Consider the following 25,382-nt stretch of genomic DNA (forward strand, 5'->3'; position numbering starts at 1 on the left):
TCTGGTCAGTAGGCCGGTCTGCCCCCGCGCATTGCCAAGACTCGATCCGTGGCGAGAATCGAGCACGAGGGTGGGAACGGGACCGTGGACACCCACGGAGGTGTGCCCGCCCGGCAACCGTCCTACGAAGGAGTCTGGCGCTTCACCGCCGCGGCGGTCGACGTCTCCGTCCCGCAGGCCCGGCACGCCGTACGCGACCTGCTGGTCCGTCAGGGAGTCCCCGTCCATGAGGAGATCATGGACGGCCTGCTGCTGATCGTCTCCGAGCTGGTGACCAACGCCGTGCGGCACGCGGCGCTGCTCTCCCCCGAGATAGCGGTGGAGGTCGCGATCGGCCCGGAGTGGGTCAGGGTGTCCGTCGAGGACAACCACCCGTACCGCCCCAAGGCCCTGGAGGCGGACTGGGGGCAGACCGGCGGCCGGGGACTCCTCCTGGTCCGCGAGATCGCCCAGGAGTCCGGCGGCGCCTGCGACGTCGAGCACACCGCGAGCGGCGGGAAGATCATCTGGGCGGCGCTGCCCCTCGGGCCCCTCTGACGGTCCCGTGGGGGGGCGCCGCGCCCCGGGCGGAACGGCCCCGGCCCCGATGGCACCGGGGCCGGGAGACGTGCTGTGCGGGCGGGGGTCACCAGCCGCCGGACGGACCCGTCAGCTCCCTGATCGCCGGCCGCGCCGCGTCCAGGACCGTCATGAACCAGGCGGAGAAGGGCACGGCCGCGTGCCGCTCGACCAGCTCGTCGGCGGTCACGAAGGCGGTGGACTCGATCTCCTCCGGATCCGGCCGCGGGGCGGCCTGCACCAGGCCCACGAAGAGGTGGTTGTACTCCTGCTCCACCAGCCCCGAGGCCGGGTCCGGGTGGTTGTAGCGGACGGTGCCGGCCTCCGCGAGCAGCGTCGGCGAGACACCGAGCTCCTCGAAGGTGCGCCGGGCGGCCGCGGCGAAGGGCGCCTCGCCCGGGTAGGGGTGGCCGCAGCAGGTGTTCGACCAGACGCCGGGGGAGTGGTACTTGCCGAGCGCCCGCCGCTGGAGCAGCAGCCGGCCCGACTCGTCGAAGAGGAAGACGGAGAAGGCGCGGTGGAGCTGCCCGGGCGCCTGGTGCGCGGCGAGCTTCTCCGCGGTGCCGATGGTCCTCCCCTCCTCGTCGACCAGTTCGAGCATGATCGGCGCCGGCACTCCGGACGGCTGGACACCGTTCGACGTGATCTCCGGCGAGATCTGAGCCGCGGTGGCTGGTGTGGTCGGCATACCCATCCTTCGCATCGGTCCTCGGCCCGTGGGGGCCACCACAGTCTGCCGTACAAAACCGGCTTGTCCGTACTTCGGCGGCCGGACGTGGCCGCTCCCACCGCACCGGCGTACAGCCGGTGCGGTGGGAGCGGAGCGGACACGACCGGGCACTACACCCCGAAAGGTGCCGGATAGGCGAGTGTGCCCCGCGGGACGGGCGTGGAATCGTCCAGGACGAGCGCCATCATGGCCTCGTCGGGGACCTCGAAACCTGGCTTGATTCCATACTCGGACGCCCGTACGAAGCCGAACCGGGGGTAGTACTCCGGGTGGCCCAGCACCAGCACGAGCTCCTCGCCGCCCAGCCGGGCCGCGTCGAGGACCGCCCGGACGACGGCCTGCCCGGCGCCCGTCCGCTGGTACGCGGGAGCGACCGAGACCGGGGCGAGCGCGGCCGCCGGAACGCCGTCCACCAGGCAGCGGGTGATCAGCGCGTGCGCCGCGACCGTGCCGTCCGGGGCCTCGGCCACGTACGACAGGCCGGGCAGCCACGCGGCGTCGGAGCGCAGCGCCTCGACCAGCTCGGCCTCGGCGTCGGACCCGAAGGCCGCGGCCACCAGCGCGTGGACCGCCTCGACGTCCCCGGCCCGCTCCGGGCGGGTGGTCCAGCGCGGGTCGGCGGGCCGCAGGACGAAGCCCGCGTACCCGTAGTCGGAGCCGTGCTCGCGCCGCAGCGCGATCTCGGTGCGGGCCCCGGCCACCGCCTCGGCCATGCCGGGCACGGCGGTGTCGGCCGCGTCGGCGTGCGCGGCGAGCGGGACGTAGTACTCGTCCCAGTCGCCGTCGGGCTGCGGGAAGGTCCCCAGGACGTGGTAGCCGGCCTCGACGGCCGCCGCCGCGTTCCCGGCGACCGTACGGAGCCGGTAGTGCTCCTCCCAGAAGGCGCGGGCCACCGGGCCCGGCTCCTCGGCGGTCCAGACGCACTCGGTGACGACCAGGGTGCCGCCCGGCGCGAGGAGCCGGCGCCAGGCGGCGAGGGCCCGGTCGAAGCCGAGGACGAAGACCGAGCTCTCGGCCCAGACCAGGTCGAAGGAGCCGTCGGGGAAGGGCAGCGCGCCCATGTCGGCGTTCAGGGTGCGGATCGAGCCGTCGAGCCCGCGGGCGGCGGCGGTCTCCCGCAGCTCCGCGAGGAACGGTTCATGGGTGTCGACGGCCGTCACCCGAGCGCCCGCCTCGGCGGCGAGGAGCAGCGCGGAGCGGCCGGGGCCGCAGCCCAGGTCGAGCACGCGCGGGTGCTCGGGCAGCGTCCCCGCGAGCGCGAGGAGCCGACGGGTGGTGGTGTCGGAACCGGGACCCTGCCGCGGCAGACCGTGGTGCAGGGCGAAGAAGGAGTCGTGCAGAGCGTTGTCGGACAACGTGGAAACCCTTGGGTGAAAGGGCCCCGGCCGACGACGTGACGTACCGGTGGGAAGGACCGGGATCAGGTCAGCCGGAGACCCGGAGGCTGAGGGACGACCGGGCGCTGCCGCACTGGGCAGCCTCCATCGCGACGGTCATCAACCTCAGCTCCTCTCCACACGCGTTCGTACGAAAAGACTAGCAGGCGGTCCGCCTCAGAGGCAGAGCTTCGCCTCGTGCTCCGCGTGCCCGGCCGGCTCCAGCTGGAACGTGCAGTGCTCCACGTCGAAGTGGGAGCCCAGGCAGCCCTGCAGGGCGTGCAGCATCTTCTCGTGCCCGACCGAGTCCAGCTCGGCCTGGTCGACGACCACGTGCGCGGAGAGCACCGGCATCCCGGAGGTGATCGTCCAGGCGTGCAGGTCGTGGACGTCCTCGACGCCCGGCAGGGCCAGGATGTGCGCCCGCACCTCGGCCATGTCGACGCCCTTGGGGGCCGCCTCCAGGAGCACGTCCAGCGTCTCGCGCAGCAGCTTGAGCGTGCGCGGCACGATCATCAGGCCGATCACGATCGAGGCGATGGGGTCGGCGTACTGCCAGCCCGTCGCCAGGATGATCGCGGACGCGACGATCACGGTGACCGAGCCCAGCGCGTCCGCGAGCACCTCCAGATACGCCCCGCGCACATTGAGGCTCTCCTTCTGTCCCCGCATGAGCAGCGACAGCGAGATCACGTTCGCCACCAGGCCGACCACCGCGAACGCGATGGCCAGGCCGCCCTTGGTCTCGGCCGGCTCCAGGAACCGCTGGATCGCCTCGTACAGCACGTAACCGCCGACGACGAGCAGCAGCAGACAGTTGGCGAGCGCCGCCAGGATCTCGGCGCGCGCGAAGCCGAAGGTGCGGTTCCCCGAGGGCGGCCGGTTCGCGAAGTGGATCGCGAGGAGCGCCATCGCGAGACCCACGGCGTCGGTCGCCATGTGCGCCGCGTCGGCGATCAGCGCGAGCGAGTCGGCGACCAGACCGCCGATGATCTCGATCACCATCACGGAGAGCGTGATGCCGAGCGCGATCCGCAGTCGGTTCCTGTAGGCGGCGCCCGCCGTACCCGTCGGCGGCGGGCCGCCGTGGCTGTGCCCGTGGTCGTGTCCAGCCCCCATGACAAGGCCTCCCGGTCGTGTCCTGTGTGGTGCCCCGATTCGCAAGTGAACTACGGGTGGGGGGTATGTGCAACACGGTACTGAACACCGTTGTCATATGCTCTGACCTGCGACGACGTCGAAGGGGGAAGATCCGGCCACCGGCCCCTCCGGCCGGGGTTTGTGGGGTGGGCCGCCGATCGCCCATGATGATCTCCGCGGGACGCGGCGCAGCCGGACGGACACGGACGGTCCCGGGGGAGTCCTGCCGGAGAAGCCTCGGTGAACTCGCCTTCCGTTCATCCGATAGCCTCAGCCGACGTGTCGCCGCCCGGTGCCGGGCCGCACCGCCGCGCCCGGGGCCGCCATGGCCCCGCCGGCCCCTCCGTCAGCTCCAAGGAGTGAGTTCGTCTGTCGACCGCCATCCTCACCGGCCCGCCGGCACCCGGATCCTCGCTCGACGGAGATCTGCGGTCGCTCGGCTTCGACGTCCGGATCGCCTCCGGCGCCGAGGAGGCCGGTGCCCTGCTGGCCGCCGTCCCGGCGGGCGAGCGCGTCGCGCTCGTCGACCCCCGGTTCGTCGGTCACCTGCACGCCCTGCGCCTCACCCTGACCGACCCCCGGTTCCCCGCGGCCGCCGCCCCCGGCGCCCTCGCCGCGCAGCGCGAGGCCCGCCCCGCGCTCTCCCGCGCCCTCGACGCCGTCTCCGCGGCCACCGGGCCCGCGGGCACCGGCACGCTCACCGACGGCCTCACCGAGGCGCTCGCCGAGGCCCTCGACGCCGACGGCGTCGCCGTGCACCGGCCCCAGCTCGGCACCCTCGTCGCCACCGTGCCCACCGACGCGGAGGCCCGCCACGAGGCCCGCGCCGCCGTCGACGCCGTCGACGACGAGGCCGTACGGCTGCGCTCCGCCGTCAAGGCCCACGACGGCTTCTTCACCACCTTCTTCATCAGCCCGTACTCGCGCTACATCGCCCGCTGGTGCGCGCGCCGCGGCCTCACCCCCAACCAGGTCACCACCGCCTCGCTGCTCACCGCGCTGATCGCGGCCGGCTGCGCGGCCACCGGCGAGCGCGGCGGCTACGTCGCCGCCGGCGTCCTCCTCCTGGTCTCCTTCGTCCTCGACTGCACCGACGGGCAGCTCGCCCGCTACGCGCTCAAGTACTCCACGATGGGCGCCTGGCTCGACGCCACCTTCGACCGCGCCAAGGAGTACGCCTTCTACGCGGGCCTCGCGCTCGGCGCCGCCCGCAACGGCGACGACGTCTGGGCCCTCGCGCTCGGCGCGATGGTCCTCATGACCTGCCGGCACGTCGTGGACTTCTCGTTCAACGAGGCCAACCACGACGCGACGGCCAACACCAGCCCCACGGCCTCCCTCTCCAACCGGCTCGACAGCGTCGGCTGGACGGTCTGGGCCCGCCGCATGATCATCCTGCCGATCGGCGAGCGCTGGGCCATGATCGCGGTCCTGACCGCCCTCACCACCCCCCGGATCGTCTTCTGGGCCCTGATCATCGGCTGCGCCTTCGGCGCCTGCTACACCACGGCCGGCCGCGTCCTGCGCTCCCTGACCCGCAAGGCGAAGCGGACCGACCGGGCGGCCCAGGCACTGGCCGACCTCGCGGACTCGGGCCCGCTGGCGGGGATCGCGGGCCGGATCTTCGGCCGCGCCGGACTCCGGATGCTCCCCGGCTTCGTCCTCGCGCTGATCGCCACGGGCGTGCTGCTGCCCGCCGTCCTCGGACGGCCCTTCGGGGACGCCGGGACCGTCGTCGCGGCGGCCCTGTACGCGATGTTCGCCGGCGCCGCCGTCTACCGCCCCCTCAAGGGCGCCCTCGACTGGCTCGTCCCCCCGCTCTTCCGGGCCGCCGAGTACACCACCGTCCTGGTGCTCGCGGCCCGCTCCGACTCCCCGCACGCCCTGCCCGCCGCATTCGGGCTGGTCGCGGCGGTCGCCTACCATCACTACGACACGGTGTACCGCATCCGCGGCGGCACCGGCGCACCGCCCGCCTGGCTGGTGCGCGTCACCGGCGGACACGAGGGGCGCACGCTCCTGGTGACCGTCCTCGCCGCCCTGCTGGCGGACCGCGGCGACGACTTCACCCTGGCACTGACCGCGCTCGCGGTCGCCGTCGCGCTGGTGGTGCTCGTGGAGTCCATCCGCTTCTGGGTCTCCTCCGGAGCACCCGCCGTTCACGACGAAGGAGAAACAGCATGATCGGCCTCGTACTGGCAGCCGGTGCCGGACGGCGTCTGCGCCCCTACACCGAGACGCTTCCGAAGGCCCTCGTGCCCGTGTCCGGCGAGGGCACCGAGAACGAGCTGACCATCCTCGACGGCACGCTCAAGAACTTCGCCGAGATCGGTCTCACCGAGGTCGCGATCGTCGTCGGCTACCGCAAGGAGGCCGTCTACGCCCGCAAGGAGGCCCTGGAGGCCAAGTACGGCCTCGCGATCACCCTCGTCGACAACGACAAGGCCGAGGAGTGGAACAACGCCTACTCCCTGTGGTGCGCCCGTGACGTCCTGAAGCGCGGTGTGATCCTCGCCAACGGCGACACCGTCCACCCGGTCTCCGTCGAGAAGACCCTGCTCGCCGCCCGCGGCAAGGGCCAGAAGATCATCCTCGCCCTCGACACGGTGAAGAAGCTCGCCGACGAGGAGATGAAGGTCATCGTCGCCGAGGGCAAGGGCGTCGAGCGCATCACCAAGCTCATGGACCCGGCCACCGCCACCGGCGAGTACATCGGCGTCACCCTCATCGAGCCCGAGGCCGCCGAGGAGCTCGCCGACGCCCTCAAGGCCACCTTCGAGCGCGACCCCGACCTCTACTACGAGGACGGCTACCAGGAGCTCGTCAACCGCGGCTTCGTCGTCGACGTGGAGCCCATCGGTGACGTCAAGTGGGTCGAGATCGACAACCACGACGACCTCGCGAAGGGCCGTGAGATCGCGTGCCAGTACTGACTCGGCTGATCCCCTCGCCGGTCGTCGTCGACATCCGCCGGGGAGCGCTGGACGACCTGTCCGCGCTCCTCGCGGACCAGCGGATCTCCAGCAACGGCAAGATCGCCGTCGCCATCAGCGGCGGCTCGGGCCTCAGGCTGCGTGACCACTTCGCCCCCGAGCTGCCCGGCGCCGACTGGTACCCGGTCTCCGGCGGCACGATCGACGAGGCCGTCAAGCTCGCCGACGCCATGCGCGGCAAGCGGTACGACGCCGTGGTCGCCCTCGGCGGCGGCAAGATCATCGATGTGACGAAGTACGCGGCGGCCCGGGTCGGGCTGCCGCTGGTGGCCATCGCCACCAACCTGTCGCACGACGGGATCTGCTCGCCGATCTCCACCCTGGACAACGACAACGGGCGCGGCTCCTACGGTGTGCCCACCCCGATCGCGCTGGTCATCGACCTCGACGTGATCCGGGACGCCCCCGTGCGGTACGTCCGCTCCGGCATCGGCGACGCGATCTCCAACCTCTCCGCCATCGCGGACTGGGAGCTCTCGCACCGCGAGACCGGCGAGAAGGTCGACGGCCTCGCGGCCGCCATGGCCCGCAGCGCCGGCGAGGCCGTGCTCCGCCACCCCGGCGGCGTCGGCGACGACGACTTCCTCGTGACCCTCTCCGAGGGTCTGGTGATGTCCGGCATCGCCATGTCGATCAGCGGGGACAGCCGCCCCTCCTCGGGCGCCTGCCACGAGATCAGCCACGCCTTCGACCTGCTCTTCCCGGCCCGCGCTGCCAGCCACGGCGAGCAGTGCGGTCTCGGCGCGGCCTTCGCCATGCACCTGCGCGGCGACCGCGACGCGTCCGTCCTGATGGTCGAGACCCTGCGCCGGCACGGGCTGCCCGTCCTGGCGGAGGAGATGGGCTTCACCGCGGACGAGTTCGTCCAGGCGGTGTCCTTCGCCCCGCAGACCCGGCCGGGCCGCTTCACCATCCTCGAACACCTCGACCTGTCCGACGACCAGATCAGGGACGCGTACGCCGACTATGCCAAATCCATCGGTAGCTGAGGTCCGTCCCGTGCGGAAGCCTTCGGTGGCGGAGCTCCGCCCGGTCGTCCACCCCCCGGGTGTGAAGGACCGGCGGAGCGGTGAGCACTGGGGCGGCCGCCTCTACATGCGGGAGATCTCGCTCAGGATCACCCGGCAGCTCGTCGGCACCAAGGTGACGCCGAACCAGCTCACGTACGTCATGACGCTCGCGGGCGTCCTCGCCGCACCGGCGCTGCTGGTGCCCGGGATCCCCGGGGCGCTGCTCGGCGCGCTCATGGTCCAGCTCTACCTGCTGCTCGACTGTGTCGACGGCGAGGTGGCCCGCTGGAAGAAGCAGTACTCGCTGGCCGGGGTCTACCTGGACCGGGTCGGCGCCTACCTCTGCGACGCGGCCGTCCTCGTCGGCTTCGGCCTGCGCGCCGCCGACCTGTGGGGCTCGGGCCGGATCGACTGGCTGTGGGCCTTCCTGGGCACGCTCGCCGCGCTCGGCGCCATCCTGATCAAGGCCGAGACCGACCTCGTCGGCGTCGCCCGCCACCAGGGCGGTCTGCCGCCGGTCAAGGAGGCGGCGTCCGAGCCGCGCTCCTCCGGCATGGCGCTGGCCCGCCGGGCCGCCGGCGCGCTCAAGTTCCACCGGCTCGTGCTCGGCATCGAGGCCTCGCTGCTCATCGTGGTCCTGGCGATCGCGGACCAGATCAGGGGGGACCTCTTCTTCACCCGGCTCGGTGTCGCCGTCCTCGCCGGCATCGCGCTGCTCCAGACCGTGCTCCACCTGGTGTCGATCATGGTCTCCAGCAGGCTGAAGTGAGGCCGGCCGTGAGTACGCCGCTCAAGGTGGGAGCCGTCGTCATCACGATGGGCGACCGCCCCGACGACCTGCGCGCGCTCATCGACTCGATCGCGAAGCAGGAGGGCGACCCGGTCGAGGTCGTCGTCGTCGGTCAGGGCACCCCGGTCACCGGGGTGCCCGACTGGGTCCGCACCGTCGACCTGCCCGAGAACCTCGGCATCCCCGGCGGCCGGAACGTCGGCATCGAGGCCTTCGGCCCCGGCGGCACCGACGTCGACGTGCTGCTCTTCCTCGACGACGACGGACTGCTCGCCCACACGGACACCGCCGAGCTGGTCCGGCAGGCCTTCACCGCCGATCCGCGCCTCGGCATCATCAGCTTCCGGATCGCCGATCCGGAGACCGGGGCCACCCAGCGCCGGCACGTGCCGCGGCTCCGCTCGGCCGACCCGATGCGCTCCTCGCGGGTCACCACCTTCCTCGGTGGCGCCAACGCCGTCCGCACCAAGGTCCTGGCCGAAGTGGGCGGTCTGCCCGACGAGTTCTTCTACGCGCACGAGGAGACCGACCTCGCCTGGCGCGCGCTCGACGCCGACTGGATGATCGACTACCGTTCCGACATGGTGCTGCTGCACCCCACCACAGCCCCGTCCCGGCACGCCTCGTACCACTTCAACGTGGCCCGCAACCGAGTGTGGCTGGCACGTCGCAATCTGCCCGCGCCCCTGGTGCCGGTCTATCTCGGCGTCTGGCTCCTGCTCACCCTGGCCCGGCGGCCCTCGCCCTCCGCGCTGAAGGCGTGGCTCGGCGGTTTCCGCGCCGGCTGGACGACCCCCTGCGGACCGCGCCGCCCCATGAGGTGGCGTACGGTGTGGCGGCTGACCCGGCTGGGACGCCCCCCGGTCGTCTGACATCGTGGTACCGACGTGCCGCGCATCTTGAACACGAAAGTTTCGACTGTGAGTGACACACACCAGGGCGGGGCGGTCGCGACGAGCGCGCCTCCGTCCGTCGACGAGGGCCTGTCCTCGGCCGCGCTGGCCGCGAAGTACGGCCTCTCGGTCAGCGGTGCCCGGCCCGGTCTCGCCGAGTACGTCCGTGAGCTGTGGAGCCGCCGCCACTTCATCCTGGCCTTCTCCTCCGCGAAGCTCACCGCCCAGTACAGCCAGGCGAAGCTCGGCCAGGTGTGGCAGGTGGCGACGCCCCTGCTGAACGCCCTGGTCTACTACCTGATCTTCGGCCTCATCCTGGACGCCGGCCGGGGCATGTCCAAGGGGGTCTACATCCCCTTCCTGGTCACGGGCATCTTCGTGTTCACCTTCACCCAGAGCTCGGTCATGGCGGGCGTCCGGGCGATCTCGGGGAACCTCGGACTCGTCCGGGCCCTGCACTTCCCGCGCGCCACCCTCCCGATCTCCTTCTCGCTCCAGCAGCTCCAGCAGCTGCTGTACTCGATGATCGTGCTCGTGGCGGTCGCGGTCTTCTTCGGCAGCTACCCCTCGCTCCGCTGGCTGCTCGTGATCCCGGCGCTGGTCCTGCAGTTCGTGTTCAACACGGGCCTCGCCATGATCGTGGCCAGGATGGGCGCCAAGACGCCGGACCTCGCCCAGCTGATGCCGTTCATCATGCGCACCTGGATGTACGCGTCGGGCGTGATGTTCTCGATCCAGACGATGCTCGCCGACAAGCCGGCGTGGATCGCGGACATCCTCATGTACAACCCGGCCGCCGTCTACATGGACCTGATGCGCTACGCCCTCATCGAGGGCTACAGCGCGCAGAACCTGCCGGACCACGTCTGGATCACCGCGCTCGCCTGGGCCCTGCTCTTCGGCATCGGCGGTTTCGTCTACTTCTGGAAGGCCGAGGAGAGGTACGGACGTGGCTGACACGAACCAGGGCGGCGTCCCCACCGTCATCTGCGACGACGTCCACATCGTCTACCGGGTCAACACCGGGGGCGGCGGCAAGGGCAGCGCCACGGCGGCGCTCAGCCGCATCGTCGGGCGCGGCAAGGCCGAGGTCACCCGGGGCGTCCGCAAGGTCCACGCGGTCCGCGGCGTGACCTTCACCGCCTACCGGGGCGAGGCCATCGGCCTCATCGGCTCCAACGGCTCCGGCAAGTCCACGCTGCTGCGCGCCATCGCCGGTCTGCTCCCCACCGAGAGCGGCAGCGTCTTCACCGACGGGCAGCCCTCGCTCCTGGGCGTCAACGCGGCCCTCATGAACGACCTCACCGGCGAGCGCAACGTGATCCTGGGCGGCCTCGCCATGGGCATGAGCCGCGAGGAGGTGCGCTCCCGCTACGAGGACATCGTCGACTTCTCCGGCATCAACGAGAAGGGCGACTTCATCAGCCTGCCCATGCGGACGTACTCCTCCGGCATGGGCGCCCGGCTCCGCTTCGCCATCGCGGCCGCCAAGAACCACGACGTCCTCCTCATCGACGAGGCGCTGGCGACCGGTGACCGCAAGTTCCAGATCCGCTCCGAGGAGCGGATCCGCGAGCTGCGCAAGGAGGCCGGCACGGTCTTCCTGGTGAGCCACAGCAACAAGTCCATCCGGGACACCTGCGACCGGGTGCTCTGGCTGGAGAAGGGGCAGCTCCTGATGGACGGCCCCACGGACGAGGTCCTCAAGGCGTACGAGCGCGAGACCGCGCGCTGAGCCCGAGGGAGGAACCCCTGCCGGATTTCATCCGGTAGGGGTTCTTCCGTTTTCCGCGCGTCGCACCCCCCACCCTGGATGTTCATGCGGTTAACTTCGGGCAGGATGAGCCCATGGCAGCGAGCTCGGCGGGAAAGACCTACCACCACGGCGATCTGCGCAACGCGTTGATCTGCGCGGCCGTCGACCTCGCCACCGAAGGGGGCCCCGAGCGGGTCGTCCTGCGCGAGGCGGCCCGCCGGGTCGGCGTCTCGCCCACCGCCGCCTACCGGCACTTCGACGGACGCGGCGAACTCCTCCGCACCGTCAAGGCGCACGCCCGGCGGGAGCTGGCCGCGTCCATGGAGCGGACCGCCGCCCGCGAGCCCGGCGCCGACGACCCCGCCCTCGCTGCCGAGCGCCGCGTCACCGCCCTCTGCCGGGGCTACGTCGGCTTCGCCGTCGAGAAGCCCGGCCTCTACCGGGCCGCGTTCTGCGTCCCCCGCCCCGCCCCGGCCAGCTGCCCCGAGCCGGACCGGCCGGCCGCCGAGCCCGAGATCCGCGCGTTCACCCTGCTCCGGGAGGCGCTCGAAGCGCTCGCCGCGCTCGGCGGCGCACGGCCGGGCACCCGCCCCGCCACCGGCGCCGCCGCGTGGTCGGCCGTGCACGGACTGTCACTCCTCCTGGTCGACGGCCCGCTGCGTCGCCTCTCCGCCCAGGGCAGGAGCGTCGCCGTCGAGGCGACCCTCGCCATGGTCGTCTCCGGTTCGGGCGCCGGCTGAATCCGAACTCCCCTGTCGTACGGGAGAGTTGACCGCCCGTACGGACCGGGTGCGCGACGCCCGGCACCCCGGAATGGCGAAGGTCGTCGTACAACGTAAGCTGGACCGGTCTGTTTCGCGGCAAGTAGGGCGATACCCCGCGGCCATCGGGCCCCGGTCGGCGGCCCTACGGGCAGGGGCTCGGCGGCGTGTCCGAAATAGGATGGATTGGATCGGCAGTGTAGAACGGGAGACGTGACGGCCATGACGCAGAATCTCCAGCTCCACGAGGGTGTCGCCGTCCCTCCGTCGGGAAGCGCCCAGTGACGGAGACCCAGGCGCGCACCGACGCCTCCTCGCGTGCCACACTCGGCAAGGCCGCGGACGAGAACTTCCCCGTGGCCCCCTTCTTCCTGCCCCGCGCCTGGCGCGACGACCTCATGGCCGTCTACGGCTTCGCCCGGCTCGTCGACGACATCGGCGACGGCGACCTCGCCCCCGGCGGCGCCGACGCCCGCCACCTCGGCGTCGACCCCGCGGCCGCGGAGGACCGGCTCGCCCTCCTCGACGCCTTCGAGGCCGACCTCCACCGGGTCTTCGACTCCACCCCCCGCCATCCGCTGCTGCGCGCGCTCCAGCCCACCGTCGACCGCTGCGGGCTCACCCCGGCCCCCTTCCTCGGCCTCATCGCGGCCAACCGGCAGGACCAGCTGGTCCGCCGCTACGAGACGTACGACGACCTCCTCGCGTACTGCGAGCTCTCCGCCAACACCGTCGGCCGGCTCGTCCTCGGGATCACCCGCACCGCCACCCCCGAGCGGATCCGCCGCTCCGACGAGATCTGCACCGCCCTCCAGATCGTCGAGCACCTCCAGGACGTCGCCGAGGACCTCGCCCGCGACCGGATCTACCTCCCGGCCGAGGACCTCGACCGCTTCCGGGTCACCGAGCGGGACCTCGCCGCGCCCACCGCCGGCGCCTCCGTGCGCGCCCTGATCGCCTTCGAGGCCGAGCGGGCCCGCGCCCTCCTGCACGCGGGCACGCCGCTCGTCGGCAGCGTCCGCGGGCGGCTCCGCCTCCTCCTCGCCGGCTTCACCGCCGGAGGGCTCGCGGCACTCGACGCCGTCACCGACGCCGGGTACGACGTGCTGGCCGGCCCACCGAAGTCCACCAAGCCGAGCCTGATGCGCCAGGCGGGAGCGGTACTGCTCCGGGCGCGGAAAGAGGGGTGAGCGCGACCGTGGAGGCACAGCACCAGCCGTCCGCACCGGTCCAGGCCGCCTACAGCTACTGCGAGGCGGTCACCGGACAGCAGGCCCGCAACTTCGCCTACGGGATCCGCCTGCTCCCGGCCGAGAAGCGGCACGCGATGTCCGCGCTCTACGCCTTCTCGCGGCGCGTCGACGACATCGGCGACGGCACGCTCGCGCCCGGGGAGAAGCGGGAACGGCTCGAAGCCACCCGTGACGTCCTCGACCGCATCCGCAAGGGCCTGGTCGAGGAGGACGACACCGACCCCGTCGCCGTCGCCCTCGCCGACTCCGCGCGCCGCTTCCCGATCCCGCTCGACGGCCTCGACGAGCTCATCGACGGCGTCCTCATGGACGTGCGCGGCGCCAGCTACGAGACCTGGGACGACCTCAAGGTCTACTGCCGCTGCGTCGCCGGCGCGATCGGCAGGCTCTCGCTCGGCGTCTTCGGCACGCAGCCCGGCGCCCACGGCGCCGACCGCGCACCCGAGTACGCCGACACCCTGGGGCTCGCGCTGCAACTCACCAACATCCTCAGGGACGTACGCGAGGACGCCGGGAACGGCCGCACCTACCTCCCCGCCGACGACCTCGCCAAGTTCGGCTGCTCGGACGGCTTCGGCAGCGCCACGCCCGCCCCCGGCGCGGACTTCGCCGGACTCGTCCACTTCGAAGTGCGGCGCGCCCGCGCCCTGTTCGCCGAGGGCTACCGGCTCCTCCCCATGCTCGACCGGCGCAGCGGCGCCTGTGTCGCCGCCATGGCCGGCATCTACCGGCGCCTCCTCGACCGGATCGAGCGTGACCCCGAGGCCGTGCTCCGCGGCCGCGTCTCGCTGCCGGGCCGGGAGAAGGCGTACGTGGCGGTGCGCGGGCTCTCCGGCCTCGACACCCGCCACATCGCCCGCCGCACGAGGGGGCGCGCCTGATGCGCCCCCGCGCCCTGAGCCGCCGGGCAACCCGGGACGCCGCTCCGGCGTCCCTGCCCGAGGCACCCCGCAATCCGACCGCGCCGACCCGAACGGAGGCCGCGTGACCCACGAAGCAACCGATCGGAACACTCCGCCGGGCACACCCGGCACCGGGTCGGCGTCCGGCACCGGGTCGGCGTTCGGCACCGGGTCGGCGTTCGGCACCGGGTCGGCGTCCGGCGCGGGCGCGGCCTCCGGCACCGGCGCGGACGCGGACTCCCGCTCCGGCGCGGACTCCCGCACCGTCGCGGGCTCCGGTGCGGGCGGGGGCTCGCGGCCCCGTGCCGTCGTCGTCGGCGGGGGGCTCGCCGGGATCACCGCCGCGCTCCAGCTCGGTGAGAGCGGCGTCCACGTCACCCTCCTCGAAGGACGGCCCCGGCTCGGCGGCCTCGCCTTCTCCTTCCGCCGCGGCGACCTGACCGTCGACAACGGCCAGCACGTCTACCTGCGCTGCTGCACCGCCTACCGCTGGTTCCTCGACCGCGTCGACGCCGCCCGGCTCGCCCCCCTCCAGGACCGCCTCGACGTCCCCGTCCTCGACGTGGCACACCCCCGCGGCCCCCGGCTCGGCCGGATCCGCCGCGACGACCTGCCCGTCCCGCTGCACCTCGCGCGCAGCCTCGCCACCTACCCGCACCTCTCCCTCGCCGAACGCGCCTCCGTCGGCCGCGCCGCGCTCGCCCTGAAGAAGCTCGACCCCGCGGACCCCGCGCTCGACGGCATCGACTTCGCCACCTGGCTCGGCCGGCACGGACAGTCCCCGCGGGCCGTCGAGGCCCTGTGGGACCTCGTCGGCATCCCCACCCTCAACGCCCCCGCCCCGCAGGCCTCCATGGGGCTCGCCGCGATGGTCTTCAAGACCGGCCTGCTCTCCGAGCCCGGCGCCGCCGACATCGGCTGGGCGCACGTCCCGCTCGGCGAGCTGCACGACACCCGGCCCGCGAAGGAGCTCGACGCCCTCGGCGTCCGCACCCTGCTCCGCACCAAGGCCGAGCGGATCTCCCGTACCGACGACGGTCGCTGGGCCGTCGACGTACCGGGGGAGCGGATCGAGGCCGACGCGGTCGTCCTCGCCGTACCGCAGCACGAGACCCACGGCCTGCTGCCCGAAGGCGCCCTCGACGACCCCGACCGGCTCCTCGACATCGCCACCGCGCCCATCCTCAACCTGCACGTCGTCTACGACCGCAAGGTGCTGAAGCGGCCGTTCTTCACCGCGCTCGGCTCCCCGGTGCAGTGGGTCTTCGACCGCACCGACTCCTCCGGACTCACCGGCGGCGGCCAGTACCTGGCCGTGTCCCAGTCCGCCGCCCAGGACGAGATCGACGAGCCCGTCGCCGCCCTGCGCGCGAAGTACCTCCCCGAGCTGGAACGGCTCCTGCCCGCCGCCCGCGGCGCCGGGATCCGCGACTTCTTCGTCACCAGGGAGCGGACGGCCACGTTCGCCCCCACCCCGGGCGTCGGCCGGCTCAGGCCCGGCGCCCGCACCGGGGCCCCGGGGCTGTATCTGGCCGGGGCCTGGACCGCCACCGGCTGGCCCGCGACCATGGAGGGTGCCGTCCGCAGTGGTTTCAGCGCCGCGGGCGCCGCGCTCTCCGCCCTCGGCCGCCGCCACGACCACCCGCTGCAGGAGGCGGTATGAGTGTGAGTACCGGAACAAGAGGAGAGACCGTGCCGACAGTGCAGCCGGAACATCCGGCCGTCGACACCGCGGACGTGTCCGCACTGCTGGAACGGGGGCGGACCCTGTCCACCCCCGTGCTGCGGGCGGCCGTCGACCGCCTCGCGCCGCCCATGGACACCGTGGCCGCCTACCACTTCGGGTGGATCGACGCCCAGGGCAACCCCGCCGACGGCGACGGCGGCAAGGCCGTCCGCCCGGCGCTCGCCCTGCTGTCGGCCGAGGCCGCGGGCGCCGCGCCCGAGGTCGGCGTCCCTGGTGCCGTCGCCGTGGAACTCGTGCACAACTTCTCGCTGCTCCACGACGACCTGATGGACGGCGACGAGCAGCGCCGCCACCGCGACACGGTGTGGAAGGTGCACGGTCCCGCGCAGGCGATCCTCGTCGGCGACGCCCTCTTCGCCCTCGCCAACGAGATCCTGCTCGAACTCGGCACCGTCGAGGCCGGCCGCGCCACGCGCCGGCTGACCACGGCCAGCCGCAAGCTCATCGACGGGCAGGCCCAGGACATCTCCTACGAGCACCGCGAGCGGGTCACCGTCGAGGAGTGCCTGGAGATGGAGGGCAACAAGACGGGTGCCCTGCTCGCCTGCGCCGTCTCCATCGGCGCCGTCCTCGGCGGGGCCGACGACCGCACCGCCGACAAGCTGGAGGAGTACGGCTACCACCTCGGGCTCGCCTTCCAGGCCGTGGACGACCTCCTCGGAATCTGGGGCGACCCGGTGGCCACCGGCAAGCAGACCTGGAGCGACCTGCGCCAGCGCAAGAAGTCCCTCCCGGTCGTCGCCGCCCTCGCCGCGGGCGGCCCGGCGTCCGAGCGGCTCGGCGAGCTGCTCGCCGCGGACGCCAAGTCCAACGACTTCGACACCTTCTCCGAGGAGGAGTTCGCCACCCGCGCGGCCCTCATCGAGGAGGCCGGAGGACGCGAGTGGACCTCCCAGGAGGCCCGCCGCCAGCACGCGATCGCCATCGCGGCCCTGGACGAGGTGGACATGCCCGCCCGCGTGCGGGACCAGCTCGTCGCGCTGGCCGACTTCGTGGTCGTACGGAAGAGATGATCACCATCACCCTGATATGAGTTCGCGGTCGCCGGCCGGCGCCCTCCGGCGCCGGCCGACGGCAGACCCGTAGAAGCAGAAGGAACCGACTGCGCAAAGGGGAAGCCATGACAGCGACGACCGACGGAAGCGCCGGGGCCGTGGGCCCCCGAGCGGCCTCGGCCAGCACGACGCACGACACCACCGCCCCGGAGGAGCTCGACGAGCGCGCCGAGCGGGCCGCCCGCCGGGCCGCCGAGCACCTGCTCGCCCGGCAGGACGCGGCCGGCTGGTGGAAGGGCGACCTGGAGACCAACGTCACCATGGACGCCGAGGACCTGCTCCTCCGCCAGTTCCTGGGCATCCTCGACGCCGACACCACCCGCGCCGCCGCCCTCCACATCCGCCGCGAGCAGCGCGAGGACGGGGCCTGGGCCACCTTCTACGGCGGGCCCGGCGAGCTCTCCGCCACCGTCGAGGCCTATGTGGCCCTGCGCCTCGCGGGAGACCCGCCCGATGCCCCGCACATGGCCCGCGCCTCCGCCTGGGTCCGCGCCCGCGGCGGGATCGCCGCCGCCCGGGTCTTCACCCGGATCTGGCTGGCCCTCTTCGGCTGGTGGCGCTGGGAGGACCTGCCCGAGCTGCCGCCCGAGCTGCTGTTCCTGCCGAAGTGGTTCCCGCTCAACATCTACGACTTCGGCTGCTGGGCCCGGCAGACGATCGTGCCGCTCACCGTGGTCTCCGCGAAGCGCCCGGTCCGGCCCGCGCCCTTCCCGCTGGACGAGCTGCACACCGACCCGGCGCGCCCGAACCCGCCCCGGCCGCTCGCCCCGGCCACCGGCTGGGACGGGATCTTCCAGCGGCTCGACAAGGCCCTGCACGTCTACCACCGTCTCGCTCCGCGCGGGCTGCGCCGGACGGCCATGAACATCGCCGCCCGGTGGATCGTCGAGCGCCAGGAGAACGACGGCTGCTGGGGCGGCATCCAGCCCCCCGCCGTCTACTCGGTCATCGCCCTCCACCTCCTCGGCTACGACCTCCAGCACCCGGTCATGCGCGCGGGCCTGGAGTCCCTCGACCGGTTCGCGATCTGGCGCGAGGACGGCTCGCGGATGATCGAGGCCTGCCAGTCGCCGGTCTGGGACACCTGCCTCGCCACCATCGCGCTCGCCGACGCCGGGCTGAGCCCCGACCACCCGGCGCTGGTCAAGGCCGTGGACTGGATGCTCGACGAGGAGATCACCCGCACCGGGGACTGGGCCGTGCGACGGCCCGGACTCCCGCCGGGCGGCTGGGCGTTCGAGTTCCACAACGACAACTACCCCGACATCGACGACACCGCCGAGGTGCTGCTCGCCCTGCGCCGGGTGCGTCACCCCGACCCCGAGCGCGTGGAGGCGGCCGTCGCCCGGGGCGCCCGCTGGACCCTCGGCATGCAGTCGAGGAACGGCGCCTGGGGCGCGTTCGACGCCGACAACACCAGCCCGTTCCCCAACCGGCTGCCGTTCTGCGACTTCGGCGAGGTGGTCGACCCGCCCTCCGCCGACGTCACCGCCCACGTGGTGGAGATGATGGGGTACGAGGGGATGGCCGACGACCCGCGCGCCCGCCGCGGCATCGAGTGGCTCCTCGCCGAACAGGAGCCGCACGGCGCCTGGTTCGGCCGCTGGGGCGTCAACCACCTGTACGGCACGGGCTCGGTGCTCCCCGCGCTCGCCGCCGCCGGGCTGCCCGGCTCCCACCCGGCGATCCGCCGGGCCGTCGACTGGCTGGGCTCGGTGCAGAACGAGGACGGCGGCTGGGGCGAGGACCTCCGCTCGTACCGCGAGAAGCGATGGGTCGGGCGGGGCGCCTCCACCGCCTCCCAGACGGCCTGGGCGCTGATCTCCCTCCTCGCCGCGGGGGAGCGCGACTCCGGGCCCGTCCGGCGGGGCGTCGCCTGGCTGACCGCGACCCAGCGGGAGGACGGCTCCTGGGACGAGCCCCAGTTCACCGGCACCGGGTTCCCCTGGGACTTCTCCATCAACTACCACCTGTACCGGCAGGTGTTCCCGCTCACGGCGCTCGGACGCTACGTGTACGGGGACCCCGCGCCGCGCAAGGAGGACTGATGGACCTCGCACCCGGTCCGGGCGCCGCCCCGCCGCTGCTGATCGCCTGCGCGCTCGGCATCGAGCGGTTCGCCCTGCGCCGCGGGGACCTGGACGGCGCACCGGGGCCGGTGACCGTGCTCCGCACCGGCATGGGGCCCGAGAAGGCCCGGCGGGCCGTGTCGCGGGTCCTCGGCGAGGAGGGGTGGCGGGACGCCGCGGTCATCGCCTCCGGCTTCTGCGCGGGCCTCGCCCCCGGCATGCATCCCGGGGACCTGATCGTCGCGGACGAGACCCGGGCCGCCGACGGCACGACCCCGTGCACCGGGACCGAGCTCCTGGTGAAGGCCCTGGAGCGGGCGGTGCCCGGGCGTGCCGTCCACACCGGGCCGCTGATCGGCTCCGACCACGTGGTGCGCGGCCCCGAGCGGGCCGCCCTGCGGACCGGCGGCGCGATCGCCGTCGACATGGAGTCCGCCGCCACGCTCCGTACCGCGACGTCCCTCGGACCCCGCCCGGTTGCGGCCGTCCGGGTGGTCGTGGACGCTCCGGAACATGAACTGGTGCGGATCGGCACGGTACGCGGGGGAATATCAGCCTTCCGTGTTCTTCGTGCCGTCCTTCCCGCATTTCTCGAATGGCACCGTTCTTCGCTGCTCCCCAGGAGGTGAACGAGTTATGGCCATGCCGCTCCGTCAGTCCATCCGCGTCGGGACCTACCTCTTCGAACAGAAGCTCCGCAAGCGGGACAAGTTCCCGCTGATCGTCGAGCTGGAGCCGCTCTACGCCTGCAACCTCAAGTGCGAGGGCTGCGGCAAGATCCAGCACCCGGCGGGTGTCCTCAAGCAGCGCATGCCGGTCGCCCAGGCGGTCGGCGCCGTCCTGGAGTCCGGCGCCCCCATGGTGTCCATCGCCGGCGGCGAGCCCCTGATGCACCCTCAGATCGACGAGATCGTGCGCCAGTTGGTGGCCCGGAGGAAGTACGTCTTCCTCTGCACCAACGCGATGCTGCTGCGCAAGAAGCTGGAGAAGTTCACCCCGTCGCCGTACTTCGCGTTCGCCGTCCACATCGACGGCCTGCGCGAGCGCCACGACGAGTCCGTCGCCAAGGAGGGCGTGTTCGACGAGGCGGTGGCGGCCATCAAGGAGGCGAAGCGGCGGGGCTTCCGGGTCACCACGAATTCGACCTTCTTCAACACCGACACCCCGCAGACGATCATCGAGGTGCTCAATTTCCTCAACGACGACCTCCAGGTCGACGAAATGATGATCTCGCCCGCGTACGCCTACGAGAAGGCCCCCGACCAGGAGCACTTCCTCGGCGTCGAGCAGACCCGCGAACTCTTCAAGAAGGCCTTCGCCGGCGGGAACCGCCGCCGCTGGCGCCTCAACCACTCGCCGCTCTTCCTGGACTTCCTGGAAGGAAAGGCGGACTTCCCCTGCACCGCCTGGGCCATTCCGAACTACTCGCTCTTCGGCTGGCAGCGCCCCTGCTATCTGATGAGCGACGGATACGTCCCCACGTACCGCGAACTCGTCGAGGAGACCGACTGGGACAAGTACGGCCGCGGCAAGGACCCCCGCTGCGCCAACTGCATGGCGCACTGCGGCTACGAGCCCACAGCCGTCCTCGCCACCATGGGCTCCCTCAAGGAGTCGCTGCGCGCGATGCGGGAGACGGTCTCCGGGAACACCACGTCATGACCGGCGGGTTCGACCTGCGGGCGCTGCTCTCCGAGCGCGGCGCGGAGCGGTACGAGCTGCACGCCAGGTACCTCAACCACCAGCTGCCCCGCATGCTGCACACCATCGGCTTCGACAAGGTCTACGAGCGGGCCGAGGGCGCCCACTTCTGGGACGCCGACGGCGTCGACCACCTCGACATGCTCGCCGGCTTCGGCGTGATGGGCCTCGGACGGCACCACCCCGTCGTCCGCAAGGCCCTGCACGACGTCCTGGACGCCCAGCTCGCCGACCTCACCCGCTTCGACTGCCCGCCGCTGCCCGGACTCCTCGCCGAGCGGCTGCTCGCCCACAGCCCGCACCTCGACCGGGTCTTCTTCGGCAACAGCGGCACCGAGGCCGTGGAGACCGCCCTCAAGTTCGCCCGGTACGCCACCGGGCGGCCGAGGGTCCTCTACTGCTCCCACGCCTTCCACGGGCTCACCACAGGCTCCCTCTCCGTCAACGGCGAGCAGGGCTTCCGTGAGGGCTTCGAGCCGCTCCTGCCGGACACCGCGATCCCGCTGGGCGACCTCGGCGCCCTGGAGCGGGAGCTGCGCGCGGGCGACGTGGCCGCCTTCGTCGTCGAGCCCATCCAGGGCAAGGGCGTCCACGAGGCGCCCCCCGGGTTCCTCCGGGGCGCCCAGGAGCTGCTGCACCGGCACGGGGCGCTGCTCATCGCGGACGAGGTGCAGACCGGCCTCGGCAGGACCGGGGACTTCTACGCCTACCAGCACGAAGAGGGCGTCGAGCCGGACCTGGTCTGCGTCGCCAAGGCGCTCTCCGGCGGCTACGTGCCGGTCGGGGCCACCCTCGGCAAGGACTGGATCTTCAAGAAGGTGTACTCGTCGATGGACCGGGTCCTGGTCCACTCGGCGAGCTTCGGATCGAACGCGCAGGCCATGGCCGCCGGGCTCGCCGTCCTCGCGGTCATGGAGGACGAGGGCACCGTCGCCCACGCCCGGCGGATCGGCGACCTGCTCGCGGGCCGGCTGAGGGAGCTGGTGCCCCGGTACGAGCTGCTGCACGAGATCCGCGGGCGCGGCCTGATGATCGGGATCGAGTTCGGACGGCCGTCCTCGCTGGGGCTGCGCGGGCGCTGGACGATGCTCCAGGCGGCCCGCAAGGGCCTCTTCGCCCAGATGGTGGTCGTCCCGCTGCTCCAGCGGCACAGGATCCTCACCCAGGTCTCCGGGGACCACCTGGAGGTGATCAAGCTGATCCCGCCGCTGGTCATCGACGAGGCGGACGTGGACCGGTTCGTCACCGCCTTCACCGCGGTCATGGACGACGCCCACGGTGGTGGCGGGCTGATGTGGGACTTCGGGAAGACGCTGGTCAGACAGGCGGTCGCGCAGCGCTGACCGGATCTCGACGAGGGTTTTGCCTCTGAGGCAAGAAACTTGCCTCAGAGGCACGATCCTGGCGGAATGGACCCATGGACCACGTCCCCGGGGAGACCTCCCCGGACCCCGCCGCTCCCGGCGTCCTGCCCGACGTCGCCCCGCAGCTGCGCGCCCTGCGCCGCCGCCGGGGACTCACCCTGGAGGCCGCCGCCCAGCGGGCCGGCCTCTCGCCGGCCCACCTCTCGCGCCTGGAGACCGGGAACCGGCAGCCCTCGCTCCCGATGCTGCTCGCCCTGTCCCGTATCTACGGTACGACGGTCTCCGAGCTCCTGGGGGAGGCGCCGCCCGAGCGCGACCCGGTCGTGCGGGCGGGCCGCTCCGAGCCGGTCGAGGCCGACGGCTGGATCTACCGCCAGGCGGGGGGCGCCGGCCGGGCCCTCCAGTGCCTGCGGGTCCACGTGCCCTACGCCACCCGGGCGGACATCGTGCGCGTCCATCCCGGCGAGGAGTGGATCCACGTCCTGGAGGGGCGGGTGCGGCTCGCGCTCGGCGAGGCCGTCCACGTCCTCGACCCCGGGGACAGCGCGCACTTCGACTCGCTGACCCCGCACCGGATCGGAGCGGCCACCCCGGGCGGGGCCGAGCTGCTCTTCGTCCACACTCTGATGCAGAGCCCCGTCGCCGAGCTGTGCCTCGGCGACGGGACCCCGCACCGGCGCTGATGTTCCGTGACGATTCTTCAGGAAAGGACCGACATGTCCGAGAAGTCCGCACCCGTCACCGGCGAGGAGCGCGGTGAAGGCAAGTTCCCCAAGGGGCTCGTGCTCCGCCTCTTCGCCTATCTGGTCGCAGGCCACCTCTTCGCCGGCTTCCTCTACCTGCTCTTCACGCTGGGCGGCCAGAACCAGTAGGGGGTGCCCCCGGGGGCTACGCCTCGGTGAGCAGGCGCTCCCGCAGCCGCTCGCGGGTCTCCGGGGCCAGCTTGAGGCCCTCGGCGAGGTAGGTGTCCACCGAGCCCCAGGTCGCCTCGATCGTCTCGAAGGCGGCCCGCAGGTACTCCACCCGCGCGTCGAAGAGCGGGCTCAGCAGCTCCATCACCTCGGGCGACATCGCGTCCGGGGAGGTGGAGCTGCGGCGCACCTTGTAGCGGCGGTGCGGGTCGTTCGACTTCACGTAGTCGGCCTCGATCGCCTCGACCTCGACGCCGACCGCGAGCAGGGTGATCGCGATGGCGAGCCCGGCCCGGTCCTTCCCGGCCGCGCAGTGCATCAGGGCCGGGACGCTCTCCTCCGCCATCGAGTGGAGGATCCGGCTGTGCTCCGGGGTCCGCTCGACGATCATCTTCCGGTACGAGTCGGCCATCCGCGCGGCCGCCTTGCCGTCGCCGAGGATCTCCCGCAACTGCGCGGTCTCTCCGTCGCGCACCAGCTTCCAGAACTCCTTGCCGTCGGCCGGGTCGTTGAGGGGTATGTTCACGTTCCGCACGCCGGGCAGCTCGACGTCCGCGCCCTCGACGCGCCGGTCGGACTCGTTCCGGAAGTCGAAGACCGTGTGCAGGCCGAGCGAGGCGAGGAAGGCGGCGTCGTCCTCCGTCGCGTGCGCGAGGTGACCGCTGCGGAAGAGGCGGCCGGAGCGGACGGCGCGCCCGTCCGTCGTCGGCAGGCCGCCCACGTCCCGGAAGTTGCGGACCTCCGTCAGCTCGGGCTCGGCGGCTTCGGCGGGCGGGACCTGCGGCAGCTGCTGCGTCACGGCTGCTCCTGTTCTGTAGATCGGTTCCTGGGGCAATCATCTCGGTCCCGGGCCGTGGTGCGCACCCCCTCGGACGGGAATGGGTGATCTGTCCGTATTGAGGGGTTCGGCATAACCCGCCCCGGTTGCAGGGGAGATGGGGATCCGCGCGTGAGCAGCGTCATAACCGTGACGGACCGTGCCTGATCGTCTTTTCCAAATACCCCCCGGGAAAAGGGGATCGAGGGACCGTCATCCACGGAGGGTGACCGGAATTCCAGGCGGATATCAGGGAATCCCGGAGCACCCGAAAACCGTGGCTTGTTCGCGCCGACCCCACTCGTCTAGCGTCGCGCTCACTCCGGACGGACCGCCGAATCCTGCCACCGACCGGAATCCGCACTCACCCGAACGAGGCAGGAGCGGGGGACCCAGGTAGTACGCCGATCCCTTCGAAGAAGTTCGAAGAAGGACGGCTCGGGGTGAAGCCGCGTGAGAACGCGGCCGGACATCTCCAGTCCGAACCCGACAGCTCACCTCGTAGGCGCCGGAGAGGAATTCGCCATGCCCGCCAAGGGTAAGCACCGTCGCGTCAAGTCCGGCCGCCTCACCCGCGGCATCGCCGCCGCCGGTACCGGCGGCGCCGTCGTCGCCCTCCCGCTCCTCGGAGCCACCGGCGCCCACGCCGCCGAGCAGGCCGCCCCGGCCGCCGCTCCCGCCCACGCCGTCGCCCAGGTGAGGGCCGCCGCCGTCCAGGCCGCGCCCGCCACCGCGAAGGCCGCCCCGAAGACGTACTCCGTCGTCCGGGGCGACTACCTGTCGAAGATCGCCGCCGAGCACCACATAGCGGGCGGCTGGCACAAGCTCTACGCGGACAACCGCCAGGTCGTCGGCGAGAACCCCTCGCTCATCCTGCCCGGCATGAAGCTCACCCTCGGCGCGAAGAGCACCGCCAAGGCCGCCGCGCCGAAGGCCACGCACAAGAGCACGCAGGGCTCCGGCAAGAACGGCGACAGCACGCGCGCGTCCCGGAGCAGCGAGCGCGCCCCGGCCGCCGCCGACACCGCCACGTCCGCCCCGGCGTCCTCCTCCTCTTCCTCTTCCTCCTCGGCCGGCACGACCTCCTCCTCCGGCTGGGTCGCCCCGGTCAGCGGCGGCATCGGCACCCCGTACCGCGCCTCGGGCTCCATGTGGTCCTCCGGCTACCACACCGGCGTCGACTTCATCGCCTCCACCGGCACCACCGTCGTCGCTGTCGGCCCCGGCACCGTCTACTCCGCCGGCGACGGCGGCGCGTACGGCAACCAGGTCGTCATCCAGCACGCCGACGGCACCTTCTCGCAGTACGCCCACCTGTCCTCGATCTCCGTCTCCGCCGGCGAGACCGTGACCGGCGGCCAGCAGATCGGCCTCTCGGGCGCGACCGGCAACGTCACCGGCCCGCACCTGCACTTCGAGATGCGTACCGGCCCGGAGTACGGCTCCGACATCGACCCGCTGGCCGCTCTGCGCCAGCACGGCGTGAGCATCTGACGCCGCTTCAGCACCCGGGGGGGGGCGCCCGGCGGGGGGGGGCCCCCGGGGAGTGGCGCGGG

24 protein-coding genes and 1 riboswitch are annotated in these 25,382 nt (G+C 72.5%); of the genes, 20 read left to right on the forward strand and 4 right to left on the reverse strand.

The window, feature by feature from the left end; genetic code table 11:
* Positions 1-84 precede the first annotated feature (84 nt).
* Positions 85-537 (forward strand): ATP-binding protein, encoded by a 453-nt coding sequence (locus ABTY59_RS35460; RefSeq protein WP_352023263.1) that lies wholly within the window; start codon positions 85-87, stop codon positions 535-537.
* Between the two features lie 88 nt (positions 538-625).
* Here ABTY59_RS35460 and idi read toward each other — a convergent pair whose 3' ends face one another.
* From idi to ABTY59_RS35475, 3 genes are all read right to left on the reverse strand, one after another.
* Positions 626-1,246 carry an isopentenyl-diphosphate Delta-isomerase gene (gene idi / locus ABTY59_RS35465; protein ID WP_352023264.1) on the reverse strand — a complete coding sequence of 207 codons (621 nt, stop codon included), beginning with the start codon at positions 1,244-1,246 and terminating at the stop codon, positions 626-628.
* A 152-nt stretch (positions 1,247-1,398) separates the two neighbouring features.
* Positions 1,399-2,643 (reverse strand): bifunctional class I SAM-dependent methyltransferase/N-acetyltransferase, encoded by a 1,245-nt coding sequence (locus ABTY59_RS35470; RefSeq protein WP_352023265.1) that lies wholly within the window; start codon positions 2,641-2,643, stop codon positions 1,399-1,401.
* 198 nt (positions 2,644-2,841) lie between these two features.
* Positions 2,842-3,783 carry a cation diffusion facilitator family transporter gene (locus ABTY59_RS35475; protein WP_352023266.1) on the reverse strand — a complete coding sequence of 314 codons (942 nt, stop codon included), beginning with the start codon at positions 3,781-3,783 and terminating at the stop codon, positions 2,842-2,844.
* Between the two features lie 390 nt (positions 3,784-4,173).
* Between ABTY59_RS35475 and ABTY59_RS35480 the strand changes: the two genes are divergently transcribed.
* From ABTY59_RS35480 to ABTY59_RS35565, 18 genes are all read left to right on the forward strand, one after another.
* Complete coding sequence (locus ABTY59_RS35480; protein ID WP_352023284.1) at positions 4,174-5,988, forward strand: DUF5941 domain-containing protein; 1,815 nt, start codon at positions 4,174-4,176, stop codon at positions 5,986-5,988.
* A complete protein-coding gene (locus tag ABTY59_RS35485) occupies positions 5,985-6,737 on the forward strand; it encodes a phosphocholine cytidylyltransferase family protein (protein ID WP_352023267.1) in 753 nt (250 codons plus the stop codon). Before ABTY59_RS35480 ends, ABTY59_RS35485 begins: the two co-directional genes overlap by 4 nt.
* Positions 6,725-7,786, forward strand: a complete 1,062-nt coding sequence (locus ABTY59_RS35490) for an iron-containing alcohol dehydrogenase family protein (protein ID WP_352023268.1) — start codon at positions 6,725-6,727, stop codon at positions 7,784-7,786. Before ABTY59_RS35485 ends, ABTY59_RS35490 begins: the two co-directional genes overlap by 13 nt.
* A gap of 10 nt (positions 7,787-7,796) precedes the next feature.
* On the forward strand, positions 7,797-8,576 hold the full coding sequence (locus tag ABTY59_RS35495; protein ID WP_352023269.1) for a CDP-alcohol phosphatidyltransferase family protein: 780 nt from the start codon (positions 7,797-7,799) through the stop codon (positions 8,574-8,576).
* Between the two features lie 47 nt (positions 8,577-8,623).
* A complete protein-coding gene (locus ABTY59_RS35500; protein ID WP_352023285.1) occupies positions 8,624-9,469 on the forward strand; it encodes a glycosyltransferase family 2 protein in 846 nt (281 codons plus the stop codon).
* Between the two features lie 48 nt (positions 9,470-9,517).
* Complete coding sequence (locus ABTY59_RS35505; protein ID WP_352023270.1) at positions 9,518-10,447, forward strand: ABC transporter permease; 930 nt, start codon at positions 9,518-9,520, stop codon at positions 10,445-10,447.
* A complete protein-coding gene (locus ABTY59_RS35510) occupies positions 10,440-11,225 on the forward strand; it encodes an ABC transporter ATP-binding protein (RefSeq protein ID WP_352023271.1) in 786 nt (261 codons plus the stop codon). Before ABTY59_RS35505 ends, ABTY59_RS35510 begins: the two co-directional genes overlap by 8 nt.
* 113 nt (positions 11,226-11,338) lie before the next feature.
* Positions 11,339-11,986, forward strand: coding sequence for a TetR/AcrR family transcriptional regulator (locus ABTY59_RS35515; RefSeq protein ID WP_352023272.1), 648 nt, complete (start codon positions 11,339-11,341; stop codon positions 11,984-11,986).
* 302 nt (positions 11,987-12,288) lie between these two features.
* The gene (gene hpnC / locus ABTY59_RS35520) at positions 12,289-13,197 is read left to right on the forward strand and encodes a squalene synthase HpnC (protein WP_352023273.1); all 909 of its coding nucleotides are present in this window, start codon (positions 12,289-12,291) and stop codon (positions 13,195-13,197) included.
* On the forward strand, positions 13,194-14,141 hold the full coding sequence (hpnD, locus tag ABTY59_RS35525) for a presqualene diphosphate synthase HpnD (RefSeq protein ID WP_352023274.1): 948 nt from the start codon (positions 13,194-13,196) through the stop codon (positions 14,139-14,141). The genes hpnC and hpnD overlap by 4 nt, the downstream gene beginning before the upstream one ends.
* A gap of 355 nt (positions 14,142-14,496) precedes the next feature.
* Entirely contained in the window at positions 14,497-15,825 is a 1,329-nt protein-coding gene (gene hpnE / locus ABTY59_RS35530; protein WP_352023286.1) for a hydroxysqualene dehydroxylase HpnE, read from the forward strand.
* Positions 15,822-16,922, forward strand: coding sequence for a polyprenyl synthetase family protein (locus ABTY59_RS35535; RefSeq protein WP_352023275.1), 1,101 nt, complete (start codon positions 15,822-15,824; stop codon positions 16,920-16,922). The genes hpnE and ABTY59_RS35535 overlap by 4 nt, the downstream gene beginning before the upstream one ends.
* 107 nt (positions 16,923-17,029) lie before the next feature.
* Positions 17,030-19,012: a squalene--hopene cyclase gene (shc, locus tag ABTY59_RS35540; RefSeq protein ID WP_352023276.1), complete on the forward strand. Its 1,983-nt coding sequence runs from the start codon at positions 17,030-17,032 to the stop codon at positions 19,010-19,012.
* Positions 19,012-19,662, forward strand: coding sequence for a phosphorylase family protein (locus tag ABTY59_RS35545; protein ID WP_352023277.1), 651 nt, complete (start codon positions 19,012-19,014; stop codon positions 19,660-19,662). The genes shc and ABTY59_RS35545 overlap by 1 nt, the downstream gene beginning before the upstream one ends.
* Positions 19,663-19,669: 7 nt before the next feature.
* Positions 19,670-20,695: an adenosyl-hopene transferase HpnH gene (hpnH, locus tag ABTY59_RS35550; protein ID WP_352023278.1), complete on the forward strand. Its 1,026-nt coding sequence runs from the start codon at positions 19,670-19,672 to the stop codon at positions 20,693-20,695.
* On the forward strand, positions 20,692-22,077 hold the full coding sequence (locus ABTY59_RS35555; RefSeq protein WP_352023279.1) for an aspartate aminotransferase family protein: 1,386 nt from the start codon (positions 20,692-20,694) through the stop codon (positions 22,075-22,077). The genes hpnH and ABTY59_RS35555 overlap by 4 nt, the downstream gene beginning before the upstream one ends.
* A gap of 74 nt (positions 22,078-22,151) precedes the next feature.
* The gene (locus tag ABTY59_RS35560) at positions 22,152-22,781 is read left to right on the forward strand and encodes a helix-turn-helix domain-containing protein (RefSeq protein ID WP_352023280.1); all 630 of its coding nucleotides are present in this window, start codon (positions 22,152-22,154) and stop codon (positions 22,779-22,781) included.
* A gap of 33 nt (positions 22,782-22,814) precedes the next feature.
* Entirely contained in the window at positions 22,815-22,970 is a 156-nt protein-coding gene (locus ABTY59_RS35565) for a DUF6126 family protein (RefSeq protein ID WP_352023281.1), read from the forward strand.
* A 16-nt stretch (positions 22,971-22,986) separates the two neighbouring features.
* Here ABTY59_RS35565 and ABTY59_RS35570 read toward each other — a convergent pair whose 3' ends face one another.
* Positions 22,987-23,808 (reverse strand): tyrosine-protein phosphatase, encoded by an 822-nt coding sequence (locus tag ABTY59_RS35570; protein WP_352023282.1) that lies wholly within the window; start codon positions 23,806-23,808, stop codon positions 22,987-22,989.
* 373 nt (positions 23,809-24,181) lie between these two features.
* Positions 24,182-24,349: riboswitch (cyclic di-AMP (ydaO/yuaA leader) on the forward strand.
* Between the two features lie 2 nt (positions 24,350-24,351).
* Here ABTY59_RS35570 and ABTY59_RS35575 point away from each other — a divergent pair.
* A complete protein-coding gene (locus tag ABTY59_RS35575; RefSeq protein WP_352023283.1) occupies positions 24,352-25,320 on the forward strand; it encodes a M23 family metallopeptidase in 969 nt (322 codons plus the stop codon).
* The last annotated feature ends 62 nt before the right edge of the window (positions 25,321-25,382 follow it).

Source organism: Streptomyces sp. NPDC096079 (genome assembly GCF_040303145.1).
Lineage (GTDB): Bacteria > Actinomycetota > Actinomycetes > Streptomycetales > Streptomycetaceae > Streptomyces.